Genomic DNA, 21,896 nt, shown 5'->3' on the forward strand with positions numbered 1-21,896 from the left:
AAGATGTCTGGCAACGAAGTGGCCGCCGAACGCCGGGAGACGTCCGGCGGATCGGCATCCTCCACGGATCCGACCACCGCGGGTCTGCGGGGTCCCCACGGTGGCTTCACCATGGTGGCGCTGGACCAGCGGGAGTCGCTGCGCCGGATGTTCCCACTGGTGGGCGGCCAGGAGGTCGGCGACGAGGTGCTCCGTGGGTTCAAGACGGCGGCCGAGTCCGTGCTGGCACCGCTCGCCTCGGCGATCCTGCTGGACAGGCCGCTGGCCGTCCGGGACGGGCGGCCGGCGGAGATCGGCGGGTGCCCGCTGATCCTGGCCGCCGACGAGCTCGACCAGCCGCCCGGCCGGGGCGTCGTCGGGTCCGGCCTCGACGCCGAGGTGACCCCGGACTTCGTGCGGTCGGTGGGCGCCGCGGCCGTCAAGCTGCTCGTCATCTGGCGGCCGGACGGGCGCCAGGAACAGCGCGCCGACCTGGTGGGGCGCTTCCTCGAGCTGGCGCGGCGGGCCGGCGTGGTGAGCCTGGTCGAGGGCATCGTGCGGCCGGCGACCGTGGACGACTGGCCGGACGCGAGCGAGCGGCACGCCGCGATCCTCGATGCGGCGAAGGAACTGTCGGCGCTGGGTGCGGACATCTACAAGGCCGAGGTCCCCGGTTACGTGCCCGGGGACCTGTCGGAGGTGCAGGAGCAGGCCGCCCGGCTGTCGGAGCTGGTGCCCGGACCGTGGGTGGTGCTGTCCAACGGTGTGGCGTCCGGCGACTTCCCCGACGCCGTGGCCGCCAGTGTGGCCGGCGGGGCCAGCGGCTTCCTGGCCGGCCGGGCCATCTGGGCGGACACGGTGACGGACCCGGACCCGGAGGCGGCGTTGCGGGACCGGTCCACCGCACGGCTGCGGACCCTCACCGACATCGTCCGTCGCGGCCTGCGACGGTGAACGGGACCTCGGGCGGCGCGGCGTGGTACCGCTGCGCGTGCGACGGTTGTCGGTCCGCCGGACACTGTGGCGGCCCGCTGACGTGGAGGAACGGAGACGACCGTGATGCAGGCGAGTGAGGCCACGTTCCGCTACACCTCGGCACCCGAGCGACGGGAGCGACTCCTGCAGTTCATCGGTGAACAGGGGTACTGCACGATCACCGAGTTGTCGGAGGCCTTCGCCGTGTCGGAGATGACCATCCGGCGGGACGTGCTCCGGCTGGTGGAGCAGGGCAAGGTCCGCGGGTTCCGCGGCGGTGTCGGCTCGCTGTCCCGGCAGGACATGACCGGCAGCGACTACCGGCTGCGCGACCGGAAGATGGCCGACGCCAAGCAGGCGATCGCCCGGCGGGCGATCGAACTGATCGAGCCGCACTCGGTGATCGCGGTCGACGCCGGCACCACCATGCACCAGATGTCCGAGCTCATCCCGGTCGACCAGGGGCTGAAGGTCGTCACCCACTCGTTCCCGGTCGTCGCCAGCCTGGTCGGCCGGTCCGGGGTGGAGGTCGAGTGCCTGGGCGGCCTGCTGCATCCGGAGTCGCTGTCCTTCGACGGTCCGTCGACCCTGGCGGCCATCTCGAACCTGCAGGTCGAGACGTTCTTCCTGGCCGCCAGCGGGTTGGGTGAGCGGGGAGCATTCTGCGGCAACGGGTTCGACGCCATCACCAAGCGGGCGCTGATCGGGGTCGCCGAGCAGGTGGTCCTGGTCGCCGACTCCTCGAAGTTCCTCACCCCGGCCATGGTCAAGATCTGCGACTGGGACGTGATCCACCGGGTGGTGATCGACGACGGGGTGACCGAGGACCAGGAGCGGATGCTCGACCAGCGCGACGTCGACGTGGTCAAGGTGCCGGTGACCGACGGTCGGATGGCGCACGAGGCGCGGGACACCGTGGCGGTCACCGCGGACTCGTCCTCGTGAGCGCGGCAGCGCAGCGGCAGCGGATCGCGGTGATCGCCGGCGACGGCATCGGGCTCGAGGTGATGCCGGCCGGTATCGACTGCGTCACCGCCGTGGCGCGCCTGCACGGCTTCACGCTGGGCTGGGAGCATCTGGAGTGGGGATCGGACCACTACCGGGCGCACGGCCGGATGATGCCGGTCGACGGTCTCGAGACGCTCGCCGGGTACGACGCCATCTTCCTCGGTGCCGTCGGCGTGCCCGACATCCCCGACGTGCAGACGCTGTGGGGACTTCTCATCCCGATCCGCCGCGCCTTCGAGCAGTACATCAACCTCCGACCGGTCAAGACCCTGCCCGGTGTCGCGTCGCCGCTGGCCGACAGCGCCCCGATCGACATGGTCGTCGTCCGCGAGAACAACGAGGGGGAGTACTCCGAGATCGGCGGCCGGATGTACCGCGGCCTGGAGGAGGAGAGTGCTGTCCAGGAGGCGGTGTTCACCCGCCGCGGCATCCGCAGGGCCGCACGGTTCGCCGCCGAGCTCGCGGCCGGCCGCCGCGGTCTGCTGACCTCGGCGACCAAGAGCAACGGCATCGTCCACACCATGCCGTTCTGGGACGAGGTCGTCGCCGAGACCGTGCGCGCAGGCTTCCCGCAGGTGCGGTTGCGGAGCGAGCTGATCGACGCGCTGGCGGCAGGTCTGGTCCTGCATCCGCACCGGTACGACGTCCTGGTCGCATCGAATCTGTTCGGCGACATCCTGTCCGACCTGGCCGGAGCCATCACCGGGTCGATCGGATCGGCACCGAGCGCCAACCTCAACCCGGAGCGGCGGCATCCCTCGATGTTCGAGCCGGTCCACGGCTCCGCACCCGACATCGCCGGGCAGGGCATCGCCAATCCGATCGGCCAGATCTGGAGCGGCGCGATGATGCTGGACGCGCTGGGGTACCCGGCGGCCGCGGCGCATCTCGTCGCGGCCTTCGAGGCGGCGCTCGCCGCCGGTACCCGGACCCGGGACCTCGGGGGCACCGCCCTCACCGAGCAGGTCACGGCGGCGGTGCTGACCGAGATCGACTCGCTGGCACCGAATTTCACGGCCTGACAGCCGCATCCTGAGAGGAAGGCCCGCAGTGCGCGACCAACTGCTGTACCTGGACGGGCGATGGACGCCGGGCGCCGGCACCGTCCCGGTGACCGACCGATGGACCGGTGTCCCGCTGGGCACGGTTGCCGTCGGCTCGGCCGAGCACGCCCGGCAGGCGGTCGACGCGGCCGAGAAAGCCCTGGCGGCCGGCCTCGCCGTCCCCCAGCGCTCCGCGGTCCTGGCCGCCACCGCGGCGTCGGTCAGGGAACGCGCGGAGAGTTTCGCGCAGTCGATCACCGCCGAGACCGGCAAACCGATCACCGCCGCCCGCGGCGAGGTCGCCCGCGCCGTCGAGACCCTGACCTGGGCGGCCGAGGAGGCCAAGCGGTTGGTCGGAGAGGCCGTCGCACTGGACGCGATCCCGTCCGGTGCGGGGACCCTGGCGGTCACGGTGCCGGAGCCACGTGGCATCGTGGCGGCGATCACGCCGTTCAACTTCCCGCTGAACCTGGTGCTGCACAAGGTCGCGCCGGCACTGGCCGCAGGGTGCCCGGTGCTCCTCAAGCCATCCGAGAAGTCGGTCCTGGTCGCCGGTCTGCTGGTGGAGGCGTTCGAGGCGGCCGGGCTCCCGGGTGGCTGGTTGAACCTGGTGACCGGGCCGCCCGCGGACGTCGCCGAAGTCTGGTTCGACGACCCGCGCGTCGCGGTGGTCACTTTCACCGGCTCCAGCAGGGTCGGCTGGGACATCAAGGCCCGGTCGCCGCGCAAGTTCCACGTGCTGGAGCTGGGCAGCAACACGGCGATGGTGGTGACCGACGACGCCGATCTCGCGCGTGCGGCGGACGACGCGCTCGTCGCGGCACTGACGAACGCGGGTCAGGCGTGCGTGTCGTTGCAGCGCATCTACGTCACCGAAGGGGTCGCGGAGCAGTTCCTGGCGGCACTGGCCGAGCGCTTCGCGGCCACTCCGAGCGGCGACCCGCGGCGCGAGACCACCGTCGTCGGTCCGATGATCACCCCGGCCGCCACGCAGCAGCTGAAGTCGTCGATCGACCGCGCCGTCGCCGCGGGCGCCCGGCTGCTCGCCGGCGGCGACGTGGTGGACGGCGTGCTCCAGCCGACCCTGCTGGCCGAACCGGCGTCCGGGGATCCGCTGGTGCTCCAGGAAGCCTTCGGCCCGATCGCCAGCGTGCTCGTCGTGCCGGATCTGAACTCCGCGATCGAGGCGGTCAACGCGTCGGACTACGCGCTCAACACGGCGATCCACACGAGCGATCTGGGCTCCGCGATGGAGTACGCGCGGCGCGCCGAGGCGGGCACCGTGCTGGTCAACATGCCGCCCTCGTACCGCGCCGACCACATGCCCTACGGAGGTGTGAAGGGTTCCGGGCAGGGAGTGGAGGGCGTCCGGTACGCGATCCACGAACTCCTGCACCACAAGCTGGTCGTGCTCAAGCCCTGACGGCCATCGATCCGGGGCGGCCGCCGACCGGCGGCCGCCCCGACAGGGCACGAGCGGGTCAGTGCTGGGTGAAGACGGAGTCGAACCGGGCCGCCGGCCGATCCCACAACAGCGACCGCACGTAGGCGAGGGCCTCCGGTGCCCCGTGCAAGCGGCTCATCCCGGCGTCCTCCCACTCGATGGAGATCGGCCCGCGGTACCCGATGGCGTCCAGCGCCCGGAACGCATCCTCGAACGGCACGTCGCCGTGTCCGGCGGAGACGAAGTCCCAGCCGCGCCGCGGGCTACCCCACGGCAGGTGCGAGCCCAGGCGTCCGGCCCGGCCGTCGCGGGGTCGGATGCGGGTGTCCTTGCAGTCCACGTGGTAGATGCGGTCGGCGAAGTCGACGATGAAGTTGACGGGATCGACGTCCTGCCACATCAGGTGGCTCGGGTCCCAGTTGAGGCCGAAGGCCGGGCGATGGCCGATCGCCTCCAGCGCGCGCGTGGTCGTCCAGTAGTCGTAGGCGATCTCGCTCGGGTGCACCTCGAACGCGAAGCGCACGCCTTCGGAGTCGAAGACGTCGAGGATCGGGTTCCAGCGGTCGGCGAAGTCCTGGTAACCCTCGTCGATCACGGACTCCGGGACCGGCGGGTACATCGCGACGTAGCGCCAGATCTTGGATCCGGTGAAGCCGATGACCACCTCGGCGCCGATCCGTCGGGCCAGCACCGCGGTCCGGCGCATCTGCTCGGCGGCCCGCGCGCGCACGCCCTCCGGGTCACCGTCTCCCCACGTACGGGGCCCGACGATCGATCGGTGCCGGAAGTCGATCGGGTCGTCGCACACCGCTTGACCCTGCGCCGAGTTCGACAGTGCCCAGACCTTCAGGCCGTACCGGTCGAGGACGTCCAGCCGCTGCCGCAGATACCCCTCGTCCTCGAGCGCCCGGTCGACGTCCAGATGCTGCGTCTTGCACGACAGTTCCAGGCCGTCGAAGCCCCAGTCGTGGGCCAGCCGGCACAGCTCCTCGAACTCCAGGTCGGCCCACTGGCCGGTGAACAGCGTGACGGGACGGGTCATGCGGGCACCTCGCGATCGACGGGCTGCAGGAACTCCAGCTGGTTGCCGAAGCAGTCGTAGGTGTGGAAGCGCCGATGTCCGGGGAACCGGTCGTCCGGCTGCACGACGATCCCGTGCGCCGCCAGCCGTTCGGCCAGGGCGTCCAGGTCGTCCACCACGATCGCCGGGTGCCCGAGCCTGTTCGGGACGAAGTCCGCGTCGGGGACGCCGTGGATCTCGATGCCGTCGTGCCGGAACCAGCAGCCGATGGGACGCATCGTCGCGGGCTTGGGGATCTCGGTCAGACCGAGCACGCCGGTGTAGAACGCCCGGGCCCGGTCCTCCTGACCCGGCGGCAGAGTGAACGCCGCGTGGTGCAAGTGCCGGTAGGTGACGGTGCCGACAGTGCCGACGGTGCTCACCGGGCGACCGGTGTCGCGTGCACCCGGTCGATGGCGTCGCCCAGCACCCGGGGCAGGTCGCCCTCCGGGATCGTGAAGGACGTCTCGTCGTCGATCGCCAGCGGCGCGCCGAACACCACGACGCCGGCCCCGATCGCCGGACAGCCGACGGCCTGGTCGATCGACAGGCCGCCCACGGCCTGCACCGGCACCGAGGTGGCCGCGACGATCGCCGGGAGGTCGGTCAGCGGCGACAGTTTCAGCTCGCGGTGCATGTTGCGGTGGTCGTGGCCGATGTGGTGCAGCACCATGCCGACGCCCAGCTCTTCGAGTCGCCGGGCCTCGGCGACGCGGTCGGGGGCGCCCATGTCGTCGCCCATCACCAGCACCCCGAAGTCCGCCCCGGCCTCGCAGACGCGCTGCACGGTGGCGTCGTGGGCCCTGCCCATCACCACCACGGCGTCCGCTCCGGCCTCCGCGTACATCCGGGCCTCGCCGTACCCGCCGTCCATGATCTTGAGATCGGCGACGAGCGGATGGTCGGGGTACTCGCGACGCAGGCGGCGTACGGCGTGGGCGCCTTCGGCCATCGCCAGTGGTGTCCCGATCTCCAACCAGTCGGCGCCCGCCTCGACGGCGATCGCCGCCATCCGCAGCGCGTCGTCCATGCTCTTGAGGTCCAGCGAGACCTGGACGATGCCGTGGTCCAGGTCGGAGCGCTTCAGGCCCCGGATCGAGCGGCCCATGGGGTTTCCTCTCTCGTGCCGTCGTCGGATGTGGTGCCACCGGTGAGCGTCCGCGCGGCTTCGGCCCTGGCGCGGTCGTGGGATCGGACGGCGACGGCGCGGGAACCGCCGAACCACCGGTCGCGGGCGTCCAGCAGGAAGTCGGCGGAGGCCTTCAGCTCGGCGAAACCGTTGACCCCGTCCTCGATGCTGATCCAACCGTCGTAGCCGGCGGCGACCAGCGTGCTGAAGATCCTGTCGTAGTCGTTGAGGCCCCGACCGATCACCCCGTGGCGCAGCGCGGGGGAGTAGCCGAGGGTGCCGTCCGCCTGGCGCAGGTCGTCCAGTGTCGTGCCCGGCTCGAGGTAGCGGTCGGAGGCCTGCATGGTGACCACGCGATCCACGACGTCGTCGAGGAAGTCGGCGGAGTCGACCCCGGCGGTGATCGCGTTGGACGGGTCGAACTGGACGCCGAAGTGCACCCGGTCGGAGACGGCGTCCACGATCCGGCGGAAGACCTGCGGCCGCTGGGCGAACTCCGGGTACGCCCACGTGCTGGCCTTGTAGTGGTTCTCGATCGCCAGCGTGATGCCGAGTTCGGCCGCCAGCGGCAGCAGCGACTCGATCGCCGAGACCGCCCACTCGACGCCCCGGTCGACGTCCACGCCGGGATGCGCCTGGCCGGAGAGCACCCGGCAGGTCGATCCGCGGCCGCCGAGCTGGGCGGTGACGCGCATGGCGGCGGCCTGCTGCTCGATCTCGCGGGCGCGCGCGTCGGCGTCGGGGTGGGTGAGGTCCGGTGAGGCGCACATCATCGGCATCTCGAAGTCGGCCGCTGCCAGGGCATCACCGACGGTTCGCAGGTATCCGGGGTCGGCGGACCACAGGAAGCCGGTGTGCAGCTCGAGGCCGTCGACACCAAGCGCCCGGGCCTCGTCGATCCACTCGAAGACGGACTTGGTCCGCCGGAGCACCATGTCCGGCAGGTCGCCCTTGGGGAAGGCCGCGATCCTCACGTCAGCTCCTCGTCGACTGCACCGTGTCGGCGGGCCGGCGACTCCGCCGGACCCGCGCCTCAACGGTAACACTCAAATGATCGCGAATGAACAAAGTTTGGTAGTGTGCGCACGAACCGTGGTTCCTGGGCGCGAGGTCGTCGGCACCGGTGCGGGACGCCGAGGTGCCCCGCGCGGCGCAGGCCCAACGACCTCCAGTGAAGGAGACTCGCCGATGAAGGCGCTGGTCAAGTACGCCTACGAGGACGGAGCCCTGGAGGTCCGCGACGTCCGCGAGCCCGCGGCCGGGCCGGGCACGGTCCTGGTGCGCATCCACACCGTGGGTGTCTGCGGCTCCGACGTCCACATGTGGCACAACTCCCAGAGCGCCAGCAGCAAGGGCGTCCTGCCGGTCACCCTCGGGCACGAGTCCGCCGGCATCGTCGCCGCCGTCGGCGACGGCGTGTCCGGCTGGGTCGTGGGTGACCGAGTGGTGTGCGAGACGGCGGCGTCGATCTGCGGCGTGTGCGCCCTGTGCCGGACCGGTCGGTACAACCTGTGCCCGTGGCGGGAGGGGTACGGCCTCAAGCGGGACGGAGCCATGGCCGAATACGTCGTGGCGGAACCGCGCGTGTTGCACCGCATCCCGGACGGGGTCGACTTCTCCACGGCGGCGATGACCGAGCCGTACGCGGTGGCCTACAACGCCGTGGTCGAGCGTGCCCACGTCGCGCCGGGCAACCTCGTGGTGATCCAGGGAGCCGGAGCCATCGGCATCAACGCCCTGCAGGTGGCACTCCTCGAGGGAGCGGCCACCACGGTCGTGCTGGGTACCGGCATCGACGCGCACCGGCTGGGGATCGCCCGGGAGCTGGGCGCCACCCGCACCGTGGACGTCACGGCGGAGGACCCGCTCGAGCTGCTGTCCACCCTGCACGACGGGCTGGGTGCGGACCTGGTGGTCGACGCGACGGGCGTGAGCGGGGCCTTGCGGCAGAGCATGGAGCTGGTGCGACCGGCTGGTGCGATCGCCAAGGTGGGGTGGGGACCGCAGCCGCTGGGCTTCAGCCTGGATCCGTTGGTGAAGAAGGCCGTCACCCTGTACGGCTGCTACTCGCACACCTGGACGACGTGGGAGAACGTACTTCGGCTCTTCGCCAGCGGACAGCTGCGCCCGGAACGGATCCTGGGCGGCGTCTACCCGATCGAGGAGTGGGAGGAGGCGTTCTCGGCGATGCAGCACGGCCGCAACATCAAGTCGGTGCTGCGCATGCCGTTCTGCCTGGAGTCCGAGGCCGCCCGATGAGCGCACCGATCCGGATCGGACTGCTCGGCCTGGGGGCGGTCGCGCAGGCCGTCCACCTGCCGTTGCTGGCGCGGCGCTCCGACCTCTATCGCATCGCCGCGGTCTGCGAGCTGGCGCCGGACGTCCTCGAGACCATCGGCGACCGGTACGGGATCGAGAGATCGCGCCGGTTCGCCGACTACACCGCGATGCTGGACGCCGGCGGCCTCGACGCGGTGATGATCCTGTCCCGGGGATCCCACGCGCCGGCCGTGCTGGCCGCCTTCGAGCGTCGGCTGGCCGTCTTCTGCGAGAAGCCGCTGGCCTTCACCACGGCCGAGGTCGACGAGGTGCTGGCCGCACAGCCGGACCTCGGCCACCCGGCCCTCCTGCTGGCGTACATGAAGCAGTACGACCCCGCGGTGACGGCCGCCGCGCAGGCGCTGGCGGAGGTGGACGACGTCCGGTTGGTGGAGGCCATGGTGCTGCATCCCACCGGCGCGTCGCAGCTGGACTTCGCCCGCGTGGTCGGGTCGACGCAACCCCTGCCGCAGCGCGCCGTCGACGCCAACGCCGCCGAGGACGCGACACTCTGGGCGGCGGCGGTGGGCGACGCCGACGACGCCCTCTGGCGCACCTACCGCGGATCCCTGGTGAGCAGCCTGGCGCACGACCTGTCGGTCCTGCGCAGCCTGGGGACCGTCCCGGAGACGGTCGAGTACGCCGACATCTGGCGCCAGCGGTCGCGGTTCGCGGTGCGCGAGGTGGGGCGGGACCGGATGTCGCACGGCGCGCACCCCGCGTCCATCGCGGTGCAGGGCGGTCTGGCCAGCGGTGGCCGGTACACCCTGGGCTGGCACTACCTGCCGGACTTCCCGGCCTACCGGGAGACCGTGCGGGTGGTCCACGGCCGCGGCACCGTCGAGCTCGTCTTCCCGTCCCCGTACCTGCTGCAGGCGCCGACCGAGCTGACGGTGACCACCCCTGACGGTGACGCCGAACGCAAGATGGTGCGGCGCAGCATCTCCGAGGCCTTCGAGAACCAGCTGGTGGCATTCCACGCGATGCTCCGGGACGGTCGACCGCCGAAGTCCGCGCTGTCCGAGGGCAGGGACGACATCCGCATCTGCCAGCAGATCGTCGCGGCGTACGCCGCCCGCACCGGCGCGCGCGTCGGCGGTGAGGTCGGGGCGCTGCTGCCGCTCCAGCCGACCCGATGACCGCTCCGCTCCGCGCGGCCGTGCTGGGATATGGGTTGGCCGGCAGCGTGTTCCACGCACCGTTGTTGACGGCCGAGCCCGACTGCACGGTGGCCGCCATCGTCACCGGCAATCCCGATCGGGCAGCGGCGGCCGGCGAGCGGTACCCGCGGGCCACCGTCCTGGGTACGGTCGACGAGCTGCTGGCCCGTGCCGGCGACTACGACCTCGCGGTGGTCGCCGCGCCGACGCCCGTGCATGCGGAGCTGGCCGAGCGCACCCTGTCGGCCGGCCTGCCCACGGTCGTCGACAAGCCGCTGGCGGTGCACAGTGCCGACGTCGAGCGGCTGCTGACCCTCGCCGCGCGACTGGGCGTCCCGCTGACGGCCTTCCAGAACCGACGCTGGGACGGGGACTTCCGCACCGTGCGTCGGCTGGTGGACAGCGGGGCGCTGGGCGAGGTCTGGCGGTTCGAGTCCCGCTTCGAGTGGCTCAACCCGCGCCCACGCCCTGCCTGGAAGAGCGGTACCGCCGGCGCCGACGGCGGCGGCGTCGCCTACGACCTCGGAGCGCACCTCATCGACCAGGCGGTCCAGCTGTTCGGACCTGTCGACTCGTACTACGGCGAGTTGCTCACCCACCGCGCCGGCGCCGTCAACGACGACGACTCGTTCGTCGCCCTGCGCCACGTCTCGGGCGTCCGGTCCCACCTGTCCATGAGCTCCCTGGTGGCGCAGCGCGGCTTCCGCTTCCGGGTGCTGGGGTCGGAACAGGCCTTCACCAAGTGGGGTCTGGATCCGCAGGAGTCGCAGCTGGCGTCCGGCATAGCGGCGACCGACCCGGCCTTCGGTGTCGAGGAACCGGAGCGGTGGGGCCGGCTGGGCAACGACGAGGACGCCGCAACGGTGCCCACGGAGCACGGTGGCTACCGCGAGTTCTACCGCCTGTTCGCCGCCGCGGTGCGCGGCCGGGGCCCGCTGCCGGTCGATCCCGCGGATGCGCTCGTGGGCGTCCGGATCCTGGAGGACCTGCACGCGACCGGGGGGTGAGCGCACGACAGCCCGCCGGCCACCGGCCGCAGGAGGCCGGGCAGCGGGCGGGCTGTCGCGGGGGTGTTCCGGTCAGAGCGTGCGGGCGTAGGGATCCCAGCCGACCGGGAGCGACGTCGCCCGCGGAGCCGTGCTCTCGACCTGGACGAAGCGGCGCTGCTCCATCGATTCGGTGACCGCCGACAGCGTGTCCAGGACGTGGTAGGCCAGCTCACCCGGCACCTGGTGGGGTACCCCGGCTCGGACGGAGCGGGCGATGTCGAGCGCGCCCAGCCCTCGCCCACCCACCGGGCCCTCGGCCGGGACGACCGTCCAGTCGTCGTCGCCCCGGTGCCGGATGCGCAGGTCGCCGTCGAAGTTGTTGGGGTCCGGGACGGCCAGCGTCCCCTCCGTGCCGACGATCTCGACGTGGCCCACGCGCCGGTGGGGGGAGTCCCAGGACAGCACGGTGGTCGAGGTCTCCCCGGACGCGAAGTCGGCCAGCACGCTGACCTGCGTCGGCACCTTCGCCACGATCTCGGTACCGGCCCTGGGGCCGACCAACCAGGTGCGACTGGGTCGCGCGATCCGGCCGTTCCCGATGACCGAGCGGAACGAGCCGAAGGTGCGGGACAGCGCCGTGAGGTAGTACGGCCCCATGTCCCACAGCGGTCCGGCTCCGCGGGAGAGCAGTACCTCGAGGTTGCGGTGGTCGTCCTGCGGTCCTGGCACCTCGAACAGCGTCAGACCCGAGAGCGGCGTGCCGATGTCGCCCCGCTCGATGACCCGCAATGCGGTCTGCAGGCCGGCACCGAGCACGGTGTCCGGCGCCCCGCCGATGCGCAGCCCGGCCGCGTCCGCCTTCTCCAGCAGCTGCCGACCGGTCTCGCGGTCCAGCGCGAACGGCTTTTCGGTCCACACGTGCTTGCCGGCGCCCAGCGCCGCCATCGACACCTCGGCATGCGCCGCCGGGATGGTGAGGTTGACGATGATTTCGACGTCCGGATGGTCGAGCGCCACCTCCGGAGGCCCGGATTCGGCCACGCCGTAGGTGGCCGCCTGCTCGGCAGCCTTGTCGGTGAACAGGTCCGCGACGACGTGCACCTGCACGTCGGGGAAGCGGGTGAGGTTGGCCAGGTACTGGTTGCTGATCGTCCCGGCACCGATGACGCCGACACCGACGGGGCCTGTCACGCCGGCACCTGCGCGTCGAGGTAGGCGAAGCTCTGCGCCACGGCGTCGAACACGTCGCCCGCGTAGTCGTCGAACTCGATCACCCCGACCTCCAGCTGGGGAGCCGCCGCGATGATCGCCTCGATCGGCAGGTCCCCCTGCCCGGCGGGGCGCTGCTGGGAGTTGTCGTGGTTGACCGGGCCGTCCTTGAGGTGCAGGAAGTGGACCCGGTCGGACAGCCGGCCGACCAGGTCGACCGGGTCCTGTCCGCCCACGGCGACCCAGTACGCGTCGACCTCCAGCAGGACTGCCGGGTCCAACCGGTCGACCAGCGCTTCGAGCGCCGTCTTGCCGTCGTACCGGTGCTCCAGCTCCCACCAGTGGTTGTGGTAGGCGACGCGGAGACCGAAGTCGGCGGCCTTGGCCGCTGCCGCGTTCAACTGGTCGGCGATGTGCTGGACAGCGTCGACGGAACCCCAGAACTGGTCCGGCACGAAGGTCTCGATCACCGTGTGCGCCCCCAGGTCCACCGCGATGGGGAACACCGGGTCGACGTCCACGTCGACCAGCGATGCGGTCATGGTCGGCGACGTCAGCCCGTTGTCGCGGATGGCGTCGCGGAGCTCTCGCCCCTTCGAGTGGATCTTGTAGGACGACTCGACCTGCCGGAACCCGATCCCGGCCACCCGGGCGATCGTGCCGGGGATGTCCTCGTCCAGCGCGTGGCGGACGCTGTAGAGCTGCAGGGAGAGCGAAGAGAGTGGCACCGTTGACCTTTCGCCGTGGGCGGGGACGCCGCGCGCCCGACTGGGCACCGGCCAGGCCTGCGCGTCGACCGCTTCATCGTAGCGAGAATGTTCGCAAACGCACAAGATGTGTTGCGTGGCAACCACGGGTCGGGAGTCCACGGTCGGGTCGGAGCGCGCCACGCTCGACCGCGGAACTCGGTGGCGCACCGTGCGACGGTGACCGGATGAGTCGCGAAGCCCCCGACCCCGACCGCCCGTACACCGGGCCGTGGACCATCGCCGCGGCGCGGCGGTTCTTCGAGCCCGCGCGGGCGCCGCTGCGCGTCCGGGTCGACCGGGAGTGGACCACCCCGGGGCTGTCGTGGCGCGAGATCCGGTTCGACGTCCGCGACGGGCTGTCCTCGCCGGCCACGGTGGTGCTGCCGGCCGGCGGGGATCCGGTCCGGGGCGTCGTGCTCGCCCACGGCGGCAGCGACGACGGGCGGCGCTTCCACGTCGACGACGGTGCGGAGATGGCGCGGGCGGGCGCCGCGGTGCTGCTGCCGGTGACGCGGTCCGGGCCCGGACCGGACATCGACGTGGCCGTCGCCGGCATCCGGGACGCCGTCCTCACCCTGCGACGCGCCCTGACGGTGCTGCTGGAGTGGGTCGGCGCGCCGCGCGACGTGTCGTACGTCGGCCACAGCGCCGGCGGCGGCCAGGGCGCCTACCTGTCCGCGGTGGAACCGCGGCTGCGTCGGGTGGTGGTGATGTCGTTCGGTGCGGGCACGATGCTGCGGATCGGCCGCGGGCAGCGGGAGGCGAGCGGGCTGCCGTGGACCGACGCCGACACGGCGGCCATCGACTGGTTCGACGCGGCGCGGTACGTTGCCCACAGCAGCGCGCCGCTGCTCTTCCAGCACGGTCGGCACGACCCGGTCGTACCGACCGGGGAGGCGCGTCGGCTGTACGAGGCGGCCGCCGAGCCGCGGCAGTGGCGCGAGTACGACTGCGACCACAACGTCGCGGACGACCGGGCAGCCCGGGTCGACCGGGCGGCCTTCCTGGCCTCGTGACGGCGCCGCCGGGCGCGCAACGAGGATCGGGTCAGAGGGTGATGACCACCTTGTGCGCGGTCTTGTCCCGCGCCAGGGTCTCCAGCGCCGTGCCGTACTCCTCGAGCGGGAACCGGTGGGTGATGATCCCGTCCGTACGTGCCCTGCCGGCGCGCAGCGCCGCGATCGCCGCGCCGAACGAGGTCATCTCGGCGAACGAGCCCTTGATGGTGATCTCGCGGCGGAACACGTCGAACGGGGCGAACGTCATGGTCTCGTCCGCCCGGGTCACCCCGTAGATCAGCACGGTGCCGCCGCTGCGGGTGAGCGGGACGCACATGTCGCCCACCGTGGTGGCCCCGGTGGCCTCCACCACCACGTCGTACCCGTCGCCGCCGGGGGAGGCGGCCAGCAACGCCTCGGTGGCGGCGGCCGCGTCGTCGCGCGGGATCAGCACGGTGTTCTCGATGCCCAGACCCCGCGCGGTCTCCAGCTTGAACGCGGTCGGCCCGGCGACCGTCACCGACGCGGCCCCGCCGGTGGCGATCAGCTGGGCGAGCAGCAGGCCGGTCGGCCCGGCACCGATCACCAGCGCGCTGCTGCCCGGGCGGACCTGCAGCGTCTCCAGCCCGTGCATGGCGCAGGCCGACGGCTCGGTGAAGACCGCGGTGTCGGGGTCGATCCCGTCGACCGAGAACACCAGGTCGGCGTCGACGCTGGCGTACTCGGCGAAGAAGCCGTCGGTGTTCGCCCCGAGGCCCTTGGCGTTGCGGCACAGGATGAGCCGGCCGGCGAGGCAGAAGTCGCAGTGCCCGCAGTACACGTTCGGGTTGACGGTGACCTGCTCGCCCACCCGGAAGCGGTCCACGTTCGCGCCCAGTCCGGCGACGGTGCCGACCATCTCGTGTCCCGGGATGAGCGGGAAGACCGCGTTGAAGTCGCCGTTGTGGATGTGCAGGTCGGTGCCGCACACCCCGACCTGCAGCACCTTGATGAGCACCTGGCCGGGCCCCGGCGTGGGCGTCGGCACGTCGGCGACCCGGAAGCTCCGGGCGGCGTCGTAGTGGACGGCTCTCATCGGCCTGACCTCTCTGTCGCGGTACCGGTCGGCCCGGACGGTGCAGCGCCCGGCCGTGCTGGCCCCGAGCGTAGAGCACGGCCTCTGTCACCGGTGACAGAAAGAGCGGGTGTCGTCTACTGTCACCGGTGACAGATCGACCCGCGACCCGGGACGGAGGTGCCGGTGACCACGATGCGCGACGTCGCGGCCCGGGCCGGGGTCAGCGGGAAGACCGTGTCCCGGGTGGTGAACGGCGACCGGTACGTCTCGGCCGAGGTGCGGACCAGGGTCGAGCAGGCCATCGCCGACCTGCAGTACGTCCCGGACATGCTGGCCCGGACGTTCCGCACCGGGCGGGACCGGGCGATCGGCGTCGCGGTGCCGGACATCGCCGACGCCTTCTTCGGGGCCGTCGTGCAGTCCGTCGCCGAGCACGCGCGGATGGCCGGTTCCGCCGTGCTGGTCACCACTCTCGGCGGTGACGCCGACCTCGAGCGCCCTGCGGTGGAGTCGCTGCTGCGCCGGCACGTCACCGGCCTGCTGCTCGCGCCGACCGCCGCCGACCAGAGCTACCTGCGGCCGTGGCAGGAGCACACCGAGGTCGTGTTCGTCGACCGGCCGCCGCGCCGCGCCGTCGCGGACAGCGTGGTCGAGGACGACTTCGGGGGTGCCGGGACGGCCGTCCGCCACCTGGTGGAGCAGGGGCACCGGCGGGTGGCGTTCGTCGGGCGCGGCCGCTCGGTGGCCACCACGGCACGGCGGCTGGAGGGCTACCGATCGGCGCTGGCCGAGGCCGGGCTGCCGGCGGATCCGGATCTGGAACGACCGCTGGACGGGCCCCAGGCCGCGACGGCGACCGAGGTGCTCGACGCGCTGCTGGGCCTGCACCGGCCACCGACCGCGATCTTCTCGTCCGACTCGCTCACGTCGCAGGCGGTGCTCGCGCAGTTGCACCGACGCGCCCGTACGGACCTGGCGTTCGTCAGTTTCGGGGACTTCCCGATGGCGGCCGCCCTGCGGCCGTCCGTGACGGTCGTCGACCAGGATCCGGCGGCGCTCGGCCGGGTGGCGGCCGAGCGGCTGTTCCAGCGCATCGAGTCGCCGGGGCGCCGCCTGAAGCGGCAGCTGGTGCTGCCGGTGACGCTCGTCGTCCGGGAGTCCAGCCAGGTCCCGGTTCCCGCCTCCCGCCCCGCCGGCTGACCGGCGTGGGCACCGCAGACCGATCGGAGATCTCGACGGTGACCACGCTGACGGTCGATGCCGTGCTGTTCGACCTGGACGGCACGCTGGTCGACAGCACCGCCAGCGTCCACCGCAACTGGGCGGTGATCGCCCGGTTGCTCGGCCGGCCGGGCGAGGATCTGATCGGCGACCTGCACGGCATCCCGGCCCGCCAGGTGCTGCGGATGCGCGCCCCGGACCTGTCCGAGGACCGGCTGGACGAGCTGCACCGGGTGGTGAGCGAGGGCGAGGTGGCGGAAGCGGGGTCGGTGGTACCGACGCCGGGGGCCGCCGAGCTGCTTGCGGGCCTGCCGGCCGACCGGTGGGCGGTGGTGACCAGCGGGGGCCGCCGGTTGGCGGCCGCCCGGATGGCCGGGTCCGGGCTGCCGGCGCCGGTCGCGATGGTGACCGCCGACGACGTCACCACCGGCAAGCCGGACCCTGAGCCGTTCCTGCTCGGTGCCGCGGCGCTGCACCGGGACCCGTCCCGCTGCCTGGTCGTCGAGGACGCGCCCGCCGGCGTGGCGGCGGCGCGGGCGGCCGGGTGCCCGGTGCTGGGGCTGCGCACCACCTACCCGTCACTGGACGCCGACACCGTCGCCGACCTGACCGCGGTACGGATCGACCCGCAGGACGGTGGGCTGCTGGTCCGGTACTGACCGGCGCGTGCCCGGCGGGCTCAGCCGGCGGTCGCCCGGTGGCTGTCCGGGTCCTCGGCGGCGGCGTCCGCTGTGGAGGCGCCGCCCGGAGGCATTGCCCGGCCGCCGGTGTGGGCGGTGAGCGCGAGCGCCGCCACGACGGCCACGCAGGCCAGCCCGCCGGTGAGCAGGGCGGTCCCCGGTGAGGTCCAGCGGGCCACCAGGCCGGCCCGCATGTCGCCGACGTCCGGGCCCGCCTGGCCGACCATCTGTTCCGCGGACGCCACCCGGCCGCGCAGCTCGTCCGGCGTGTGCAGCTGGACGAGGGCGCCCCGCGCCACCACGGCCACCGTGTCCGCCGCTCCCGCCACCACCAGGCAGCCCAGCCCCAGCCAGGCCTGGTCCACCACGCCGAACGCGGCCAGCGCCAGGCCCCACAGGGCGGCGGCGGCGAACATCACCCGCTGCTGGCGTCGCGCCCGGGTGAAGTGCCCGGAGAACACACCGGCCAGCACGCCACCCACCGCGATGGAGCTCAGGAACAGGCCCAGCGTCCGCGGGTCGTCCCCGAAGCGCTCCGCGTTCACGGCGGGGAACAGGCTGATCGGCATGGCGAGAACCGTGGACGCCAGGTCGGTGAGCAGCGCGCCGCGCACGGTGCGGTGGCCGGCCAGGAACCGCAGTCCGTCCCCGACGCCGCGCAGTCCGGCGCGGGCCGGCTCGCCGGTGGGCCGCATGGCGGGGAGTCCCCGCGCGCCGAGGAATGCCAGCCCGAAGCTCACCGCGTCGACCAGGTAGCAGGCGGCGAGCCCGAACCCGCCCGCGATGACGCCACCGAGCGCCGGCCCCCCGAGCATCGCCGCCTGGAACGAGAGGTGTTGCAGCGCCTGTCCTGCCGGGACCTTGTCGGCGGGCAGCAGCCGGGGGAGGAAGGTCCTGGAGGCCGGCCCGCCGCCGGCCACGAAGCACGACTGCAGTGCCACGACCGCGAGCACGGCCGGCGGCCGCCAGCCGCCGGCCAGGGCCTGCGCCGCCAGCGCCGCGGAGCACAGCGCCTGTCCCGTAGTGGTGACCAGGTAGAACCGCCGCCGGTCGGTGCGGTCGACGATGGTGCCGGCGACCAGTCCCAGGACCAGGATCGGCACGGCCTGCGCCAGGCCGGCCAGCCCGGTCCAGACCGTGCTGCGGGTCTGCTGCCAGATCTGCAGCAGGACGGCGACCTGGGTCATCTGCGACCCGAAGCCGGAGGCGCTGCGGCCCAACCACAACCGCCGGAACGCGGGCGAGATCCTCAGCGGCGTGAGGTCGATCAATGCGTGTCGGAATGCCATGCCGGGTCCTCGCGGAGACGGTCCAGGATGCGGTCGTGAAAGCTGCGCCGCGCCAGCGCCGTCCGCAGATCGCGCACCACCTGCTGTAGCGGGTACGGGATCTCGGCCTCCAACTCGGCGACGGTCGCCTCGGTGGCGCGCCACTCGGCGGCCAGCCGGTCGACGATGGCCTCCGCCCGCTGGGTCAGCACCACCCGCTTGCTGCGGGCGTCGGCGCCGGGGACGGTGCGCACGAGGCCGGCCGCGCGCAGCGCTGCCACCTTCTGGCTGGCGGCCGAGTGGGTGCGATCCAGCGACGCGGCGAGCTCGCCGATCGTCATCGGTCCGCGGTGGTGCAGCCGCAGGAGCTCGCCCACGAAGCTCGGGCGGATGCCCGGGATGGCGGCCTCCTCGTAGAGCCGCGCGATGTCGGCGTCCATCTCGGCCTGGAGCAGCCGCAGCTCGCGCCAGGCACCTTCTTCGCTGGGGTCGGGCAGGTCGGTCATCGGAACAATATAACAGCACTTATACAAGTGCTGTTACATCTCGGCGTCCGGTGACAGCCGGACAACTGCCGGCCCGACCTACCCTGGCGGGATGCTCAGGTTCGACGGCGCCATCGCCGGCATGGGGACGGCGGAGGGCACCCGGTTCGTGGTGGGCCTCTGGCCCCGGTCCCCGTTCGGGCTGCTCGTCGACATGATGGTGGAGCGGCGGGACGGCCACCGGGTGCTGCTCGCACCGACCGGCGCGGCGGCCGGGTTCATCGCGGCGACCTACCGCTTCGACGAGGTCCGCGTCGGGCCGACCACCGTGACGATCCGCGGCGCGCGGTGGACGGTGACCGGCCCCGACCTGGAACTGCAGTGGACCGTCGGCCGGCGCCCGCTGCTCGGCCTGCTGCTGCGGGCGGTGCCGCGGCCGCTGGCCCGCGCCCGCTGGTGGGCCACGGTGCTCGATCCGATCGCCCGCCGCATCCTGCCCGGCGTCCGCACCCGTGGCACCGCGGGCAACGACCGCCGCGAGTGGTACGGAGCCCTGGACCTGCACCGCATCATCGAGCTGTCCGGGCGGTTCGAGGGCCGCGACCTCGGTGAGCTTCGACCGGTCGAGCCGCCGGTGCGGTTCGGCTTCGGGTCGACACCGACGGCGCCGTCCCTGACCCGGGTGGTGTCCACGGTGGCCGGTCGGCGGGGTGGTGCCGACCCGGTGGTCGGTGGAGCGGACGGGACCGACGCGGCCGGCAGTGCGGACGGGACTGCCGACGAGACTCCAGACGGGACCGCCGACGAAGCTCGAAACGGGACCCCCGACGGGACCGCCGACGGATCGACGGGACGGGGCGGTCCCGTCCGGGGATGACGGCGCGCCGCCGCTCGGCCGCCGCGGGTCAGGCGGGCATGGCCGGCGGCCGGCCGCTCCGGAGTGGACGGTGGATCAGCACTCGGCGCGGCCCTGCCGCCAGTAGCCCATGAAGGCCACCGAGCGCCGGTCCATGCCCAGGTCGCGGACCAGGCGGCGGCGCAGCGCCGTGATGGCCTGCGCCTCTCCGGCCAGCCAGGCGTACAGCGGGGACTCCGTGGCAGCCGCCCGGGTGTCCGGCACCTCCCAGACGATCTCGGTGTCGGCCGCGTCGCAACCGCCGTCCAGCCGGGGATGTCGCGACGCGCGGGGCAGCAGCGTCGAGACCTCCTGTACAACAGCGTCCGCCAGCCGGACTCCGGGCGCGCCGTCCCGCACCAACCACCGCACGTGCACGCCCGCGGGGTGCGACAGCGGGAGACGGTCGTCCGACGAGGGGATCTCGAGCACGGCGACGCCGGTGGCGTGGGCGGGCAGCCCTTCCAGGATGGCGGCCGCGGCCGGCACCGCGGTCTCGTCCGCGCCGATCAGGACGCAGCGCGCCGACGGTTGCGGCGCCCAGGCCGCGGCGCGGGTGTCGCCGCTGCACCGCCGGTTCGGCCCGACGACGAGCAGCCGGTGCCCCGCCCGCGCCGCGGACGCCCAGCGGGAGGCCGGCCCTTCGAGGCCGTGCAGCACCATGTCGACGTCCACCTCGCACCCCGTCGTGCCGCAGTGCCGGACGGCGCGGACGGTGTAGGTGCGCAACGGGTTCCGCCGCTCGTCGGGCAGCGAGCGCCAGGCGGCGTACCAGTCCAGGTCCCTGGGGAATCGCTCGTAGCCGTCCGTACCGCCATCGGTGAGCGGCAGCACGAGCTTGATGCGCTGGTCGTCCCCGTTGTCGGCGAAGTGCTGCAGGTCGGGGCCGGACAGCGTGATCCGGACGAAGCTGTGACCGAGCGGGCGGACGCGCTGGACGCGGACGTCGAAGACACGGTAGGCGGGCTCGACGGCGGGCCGCAGGTCGGGACGGGCGGGCGGCGGGAGGGTGACCGTCATTGCGCTCACAGCACCTTCGCGGCGGCCGGCACGACGGCCTCCAGGGCGATCGGGATGGACAGCACCGACGACGCGGAGAACGCCATCGTCGTCTTGCTGTCGGTCATGAAGAGCATCCTGCCGTCCGCGACCACCGGCAGCGTCGCCAGCGTCGGGTAGGCCTTGAGGACGCTGGCCTGCGTGGTGCCGGCCTCGCCGAAGAAGATCATCAGGTCGGCGTCCAGCGACGTGGCCTGCTCCGGCGACAGCGACGCGAAGAAGTCCTCGGGATCCTGCTGGGCGACGAACGGCGTGTCCTCGAAGCCCAGGCTGCGCATCAGCTGGTTGCGGATGTCGGTCTTCTGGTAGTACGAGATCTGGCCCTGGTAGGTGCCGGCGATGCTGAACGTCTTTCCGGCGAAGCCGGGATGCGCGGCGGCGGCCTCGGCCACCCGGGCCTTGGTGTCGGCGATCAACCGCTGGCCGTCGGCCTTGCGGCCCACCGCGGTGGCGACCAGGTCGGTCATCTGCTCCCAGGCGACGCCGTAGGGCTTCACACCGGCCGGCGGGGCGATGGTCGGCGCGATGGCGGACAACCGGTCGTAGGTCTTCTGGTCGGGGTCGAACCCGATGTTCAGGATCAGGTCCGGCTCGAGCGACGCCGCCTTGTCGAAGTCCAGCTCGTAGCCGAACAGGGCTGGCGTCGTCCCCTTCAGCAGCGGCTCCGCCCACGGTCCGACGCCGCGCTTCCACTCCGGGATCCACTGGATCACCCCGACCGGCACGATGCCCAGGGCGAGCAGCGGGTCGTGGTCGGTGTAGCCCAGCGACAGCACCCGCTGCGGCGCCGCAGGAACCGTCGTCGTACCGAACTTGTGGGTGATCGTCACGGGGAAGCCGGACCCGGCCGCAGATCCGGACGCAGCTCCGGACGCCGCTGCCGATGCGGCTGCTGAGGTGGCCGCGGTGCCGGCCGCGCTCGCACCGGCCGACGGGGACGCACCGGGGGTGCCGGCCGTCGAGGTGGCGCCCGTGGTGGCCGCGCTGCTGCCGCCGGCCGCCCCGGCCGCACCGGACGAGCCGCACGCCGCCGCCACGCCGCCCACGGCGGCCAGTGCTCCGGCACGCAGCAGCTCTCGGCGGGACAGGGCTCGCGGTGCGGGCATGGGTTCTCCTCCGGGGACGGCGTGGGTTACGGTGCTGCGGTAAGGCTCGCCTAACCTAATCAG

The 21,896-nt window shown here is 72.8% G+C and carries 22 protein-coding genes; 11 read left to right on the plus strand and 11 right to left on the minus strand.

Annotation, left to right across the window (positions count from 1 at the left end; genetic code table 11):
- Nucleotides 1-3: 3 nt before the first annotated feature.
- The 4 genes from IEY37_RS08440 to IEY37_RS08455 all read left to right on the plus strand — a co-directional run bounded on the left by IEY37_RS08440 (nt 4) and on the right by IEY37_RS08455 (nt 4,428).
- On the plus strand, nt 4-933 hold the full coding sequence (locus IEY37_RS08440; protein WP_188941096.1) for an aldolase: 930 nt from the start codon (nt 4-6) through the stop codon (nt 931-933).
- A gap of 105 nt (nt 934-1,038) precedes the next feature.
- The gene (locus tag IEY37_RS08445; protein WP_229674270.1) at nt 1,039-1,899 is read left to right on the plus strand and encodes a DeoR/GlpR family DNA-binding transcription regulator; all 861 of its coding nucleotides are present in this window, start codon (nt 1,039-1,041) and stop codon (nt 1,897-1,899) included.
- Between the two features lie 62 nt (nt 1,900-1,961).
- A complete protein-coding gene (locus IEY37_RS08450) occupies nt 1,962-2,984 on the plus strand; it encodes an isocitrate/isopropylmalate family dehydrogenase (protein ID WP_373298301.1) in 1,023 nt (340 codons plus the stop codon).
- Nucleotides 2,985-3,012: 28 nt separating this feature from the next.
- Entirely contained in the window at nt 3,013-4,428 is a 1,416-nt protein-coding gene (locus IEY37_RS08455) for an aldehyde dehydrogenase family protein (RefSeq protein ID WP_188941099.1), read from the plus strand.
- A gap of 58 nt (nt 4,429-4,486) precedes the next feature.
- Here the strand turns inward: IEY37_RS08455 and IEY37_RS08460 are convergent, their stop codons facing one another.
- The 4 genes from IEY37_RS08460 to IEY37_RS08475 are packed head-to-tail and all read right to left on the minus strand — an operon-like array spanning nt 4,487 to nt 7,612.
- Nucleotides 4,487-5,491 (minus strand): sugar phosphate isomerase/epimerase family protein, encoded by a 1,005-nt coding sequence (locus tag IEY37_RS08460; RefSeq protein ID WP_188941100.1) that lies wholly within the window; start codon nt 5,489-5,491, stop codon nt 4,487-4,489.
- Nucleotides 5,488-5,892, minus strand: a complete 405-nt coding sequence (locus IEY37_RS08465) for a VOC family protein (RefSeq protein ID WP_229674196.1) — start codon at nt 5,890-5,892, stop codon at nt 5,488-5,490. Before IEY37_RS08465 ends, IEY37_RS08460 begins: the two co-directional genes overlap by 4 nt.
- Nucleotides 5,889-6,617, minus strand: a complete 729-nt coding sequence (locus IEY37_RS08470) for an orotidine 5'-phosphate decarboxylase / HUMPS family protein (RefSeq protein WP_188941101.1) — start codon at nt 6,615-6,617, stop codon at nt 5,889-5,891. Before IEY37_RS08470 ends, IEY37_RS08465 begins: the two co-directional genes overlap by 4 nt.
- Nucleotides 6,593-7,612, minus strand: coding sequence for a sugar phosphate isomerase/epimerase family protein (locus IEY37_RS08475; protein ID WP_229674197.1), 1,020 nt, complete (start codon nt 7,610-7,612; stop codon nt 6,593-6,595). The genes IEY37_RS08470 and IEY37_RS08475 overlap by 25 nt, the downstream gene beginning before the upstream one ends.
- A 214-nt stretch (nt 7,613-7,826) precedes the next feature.
- Between IEY37_RS08475 and IEY37_RS08480 the strand changes: the two genes are divergently transcribed.
- The 3 genes from IEY37_RS08480 to IEY37_RS08490 are packed head-to-tail and all read left to right on the plus strand — an operon-like array spanning nt 7,827 to nt 11,124.
- Nucleotides 7,827-8,897, plus strand: coding sequence for a zinc-binding dehydrogenase (locus IEY37_RS08480; RefSeq protein ID WP_188941102.1), 1,071 nt, complete (start codon nt 7,827-7,829; stop codon nt 8,895-8,897).
- The gene (locus tag IEY37_RS08485) at nt 8,894-10,096 is read left to right on the plus strand and encodes a Gfo/Idh/MocA family protein (RefSeq protein ID WP_188941103.1); all 1,203 of its coding nucleotides are present in this window, start codon (nt 8,894-8,896) and stop codon (nt 10,094-10,096) included. The genes IEY37_RS08480 and IEY37_RS08485 overlap by 4 nt, the downstream gene beginning before the upstream one ends.
- Nucleotides 10,093-11,124 carry a Gfo/Idh/MocA family protein gene (locus IEY37_RS08490; RefSeq protein ID WP_188941104.1) on the plus strand — a complete coding sequence of 344 codons (1,032 nt, stop codon included), beginning with the start codon at nt 10,093-10,095 and terminating at the stop codon, nt 11,122-11,124. The genes IEY37_RS08485 and IEY37_RS08490 overlap by 4 nt, the downstream gene beginning before the upstream one ends.
- A 72-nt stretch (nt 11,125-11,196) precedes the next feature.
- Here the strand turns inward: IEY37_RS08490 and IEY37_RS08495 are convergent, their stop codons facing one another.
- Both IEY37_RS08495 and IEY37_RS08500 read right to left on the minus strand, forming a co-directional pair.
- Nucleotides 11,197-12,297 carry a Gfo/Idh/MocA family protein gene (locus IEY37_RS08495; RefSeq protein WP_188941105.1) on the minus strand — a complete coding sequence of 367 codons (1,101 nt, stop codon included), beginning with the start codon at nt 12,295-12,297 and terminating at the stop codon, nt 11,197-11,199.
- Nucleotides 12,294-13,043, minus strand: coding sequence for a sugar phosphate isomerase/epimerase family protein (locus tag IEY37_RS08500; RefSeq protein WP_188941106.1), 750 nt, complete (start codon nt 13,041-13,043; stop codon nt 12,294-12,296). Before IEY37_RS08500 ends, IEY37_RS08495 begins: the two co-directional genes overlap by 4 nt.
- Nucleotides 13,044-13,249: 206 nt before the next feature.
- Between IEY37_RS08500 and IEY37_RS08505 the strand changes: the two genes are divergently transcribed.
- Complete coding sequence (locus IEY37_RS08505; protein ID WP_188941107.1) at nt 13,250-14,080, plus strand: alpha/beta hydrolase; 831 nt, start codon at nt 13,250-13,252, stop codon at nt 14,078-14,080.
- Between the two features lie 31 nt (nt 14,081-14,111).
- Here the strand turns inward: IEY37_RS08505 and IEY37_RS08510 are convergent, their stop codons facing one another.
- Complete coding sequence (locus IEY37_RS08510) at nt 14,112-15,137, minus strand: zinc-dependent alcohol dehydrogenase family protein (RefSeq protein WP_188941108.1); 1,026 nt, start codon at nt 15,135-15,137, stop codon at nt 14,112-14,114.
- 174 nt (nt 15,138-15,311) lie between these two features.
- Between IEY37_RS08510 and IEY37_RS08515 the strand changes: the two genes are divergently transcribed.
- Nucleotides 15,312-16,319 (plus strand): LacI family DNA-binding transcriptional regulator, encoded by a 1,008-nt coding sequence (locus IEY37_RS08515; RefSeq protein ID WP_229674271.1) that lies wholly within the window; start codon nt 15,312-15,314, stop codon nt 16,317-16,319.
- A 38-nt stretch (nt 16,320-16,357) separates the two neighbouring features.
- Entirely contained in the window at nt 16,358-16,999 is a 642-nt protein-coding gene (locus tag IEY37_RS08520; protein ID WP_229674198.1) for an HAD-IA family hydrolase, read from the plus strand.
- A 20-nt stretch (nt 17,000-17,019) separates the two neighbouring features.
- On the opposite strand, the gene IEY37_RS08525 is transcribed toward IEY37_RS08520, so the two are convergent.
- Together IEY37_RS08525 and IEY37_RS08530 are read right to left on the minus strand one after the other, a co-directional pair.
- Entirely contained in the window at nt 17,020-18,309 is a 1,290-nt protein-coding gene (locus tag IEY37_RS08525) for an MFS transporter (RefSeq protein ID WP_188941110.1), read from the minus strand.
- Complete coding sequence (locus tag IEY37_RS08530) at nt 18,288-18,794, minus strand: MarR family winged helix-turn-helix transcriptional regulator (RefSeq protein ID WP_229674199.1); 507 nt, start codon at nt 18,792-18,794, stop codon at nt 18,288-18,290. The genes IEY37_RS08525 and IEY37_RS08530 overlap by 22 nt, the downstream gene beginning before the upstream one ends.
- A 91-nt stretch (nt 18,795-18,885) precedes the next feature.
- On the opposite strand from IEY37_RS08530, the gene IEY37_RS08535 reads away from it, so the two are divergent.
- Entirely contained in the window at nt 18,886-19,650 is a 765-nt protein-coding gene (locus IEY37_RS08535) for a hypothetical protein (RefSeq protein ID WP_229674200.1), read from the plus strand.
- A gap of 75 nt (nt 19,651-19,725) precedes the next feature.
- On the opposite strand, the gene IEY37_RS08540 is transcribed toward IEY37_RS08535, so the two are convergent.
- Together IEY37_RS08540 and IEY37_RS08545 are read right to left on the minus strand one after the other, a co-directional pair.
- The gene (locus IEY37_RS08540) at nt 19,726-20,688 is read right to left on the minus strand and encodes a siderophore-interacting protein (RefSeq protein WP_188941111.1); all 963 of its coding nucleotides are present in this window, start codon (nt 20,686-20,688) and stop codon (nt 19,726-19,728) included.
- A gap of 5 nt (nt 20,689-20,693) precedes the next feature.
- Nucleotides 20,694-21,833 carry an ABC transporter substrate-binding protein gene (locus tag IEY37_RS08545; protein ID WP_188941112.1) on the minus strand — a complete coding sequence of 380 codons (1,140 nt, stop codon included), beginning with the start codon at nt 21,831-21,833 and terminating at the stop codon, nt 20,694-20,696.
- Nucleotides 21,834-21,896 lie beyond the last annotated feature (63 nt).

The organism is Nakamurella endophytica (genome assembly GCF_014646215.1).
In the GTDB taxonomy this organism is placed as follows: Bacteria; Actinomycetota; Actinomycetes; order Mycobacteriales; family Nakamurellaceae; genus Nakamurella; species Nakamurella endophytica.

Excerpts from the sequence above, each read along its gene's own strand:
- IEY37_RS08440 (WP_188941096.1), top strand. The coding sequence starts at position 4 with ATGTCTGGCAACGAAGTGGCCGCCGAACGCCGGGAGACGTCCGGCGGA.
- IEY37_RS08445 (WP_229674270.1), top strand. The coding sequence starts at position 1,039 with ATGCAGGCGAGTGAGGCCACGTTCCGCTACACCTCGGCACCCGAGCGA.
- IEY37_RS08450 (WP_373298301.1), top strand. The coding sequence starts at position 1,962 with ATGCCGGCCGGTATCGACTGCGTCACCGCCGTGGCGCGCCTGCACGGC.
- IEY37_RS08460 (WP_188941100.1), bottom strand. The coding sequence starts at position 5,491 with ATGACCCGTCCCGTCACGCTGTTCACCGGCCAGTGGGCCGACCTGGAG.
- IEY37_RS08470 (WP_188941101.1), bottom strand. The coding sequence starts at position 6,617 with ATGGGCCGCTCGATCCGGGGCCTGAAGCGCTCCGACCTGGACCACGGC.
- IEY37_RS08480 (WP_188941102.1), top strand. The coding sequence starts at position 7,827 with ATGAAGGCGCTGGTCAAGTACGCCTACGAGGACGGAGCCCTGGAGGTC.
- IEY37_RS08485 (WP_188941103.1), top strand. The coding sequence starts at position 8,894 with ATGAGCGCACCGATCCGGATCGGACTGCTCGGCCTGGGGGCGGTCGCG.
- IEY37_RS08490 (WP_188941104.1), top strand. The coding sequence starts at position 10,093 with ATGACCGCTCCGCTCCGCGCGGCCGTGCTGGGATATGGGTTGGCCGGC.
- IEY37_RS08505 (WP_188941107.1), top strand. The coding sequence starts at position 13,250 with ATGAGTCGCGAAGCCCCCGACCCCGACCGCCCGTACACCGGGCCGTGG.
- IEY37_RS08510 (WP_188941108.1), bottom strand. The coding sequence starts at position 15,137 with ATGAGAGCCGTCCACTACGACGCCGCCCGGAGCTTCCGGGTCGCCGAC.
- IEY37_RS08515 (WP_229674271.1), top strand. The coding sequence starts at position 15,312 with ATGCGCGACGTCGCGGCCCGGGCCGGGGTCAGCGGGAAGACCGTGTCC.
- IEY37_RS08525 (WP_188941110.1), bottom strand. The coding sequence starts at position 18,309 with ATGGCATTCCGACACGCATTGATCGACCTCACGCCGCTGAGGATCTCG.
- IEY37_RS08530 (WP_229674199.1), bottom strand. The coding sequence starts at position 18,794 with ATGACCGACCTGCCCGACCCCAGCGAAGAAGGTGCCTGGCGCGAGCTG.
- IEY37_RS08535 (WP_229674200.1), top strand. The coding sequence starts at position 18,886 with ATGCTCAGGTTCGACGGCGCCATCGCCGGCATGGGGACGGCGGAGGGC.
- IEY37_RS08540 (WP_188941111.1), bottom strand. The coding sequence starts at position 20,688 with ATGACGGTCACCCTCCCGCCGCCCGCCCGTCCCGACCTGCGGCCCGCC.
- IEY37_RS08545 (WP_188941112.1), bottom strand. The coding sequence starts at position 21,833 with ATGCCCGCACCGCGAGCCCTGTCCCGCCGAGAGCTGCTGCGTGCCGGA.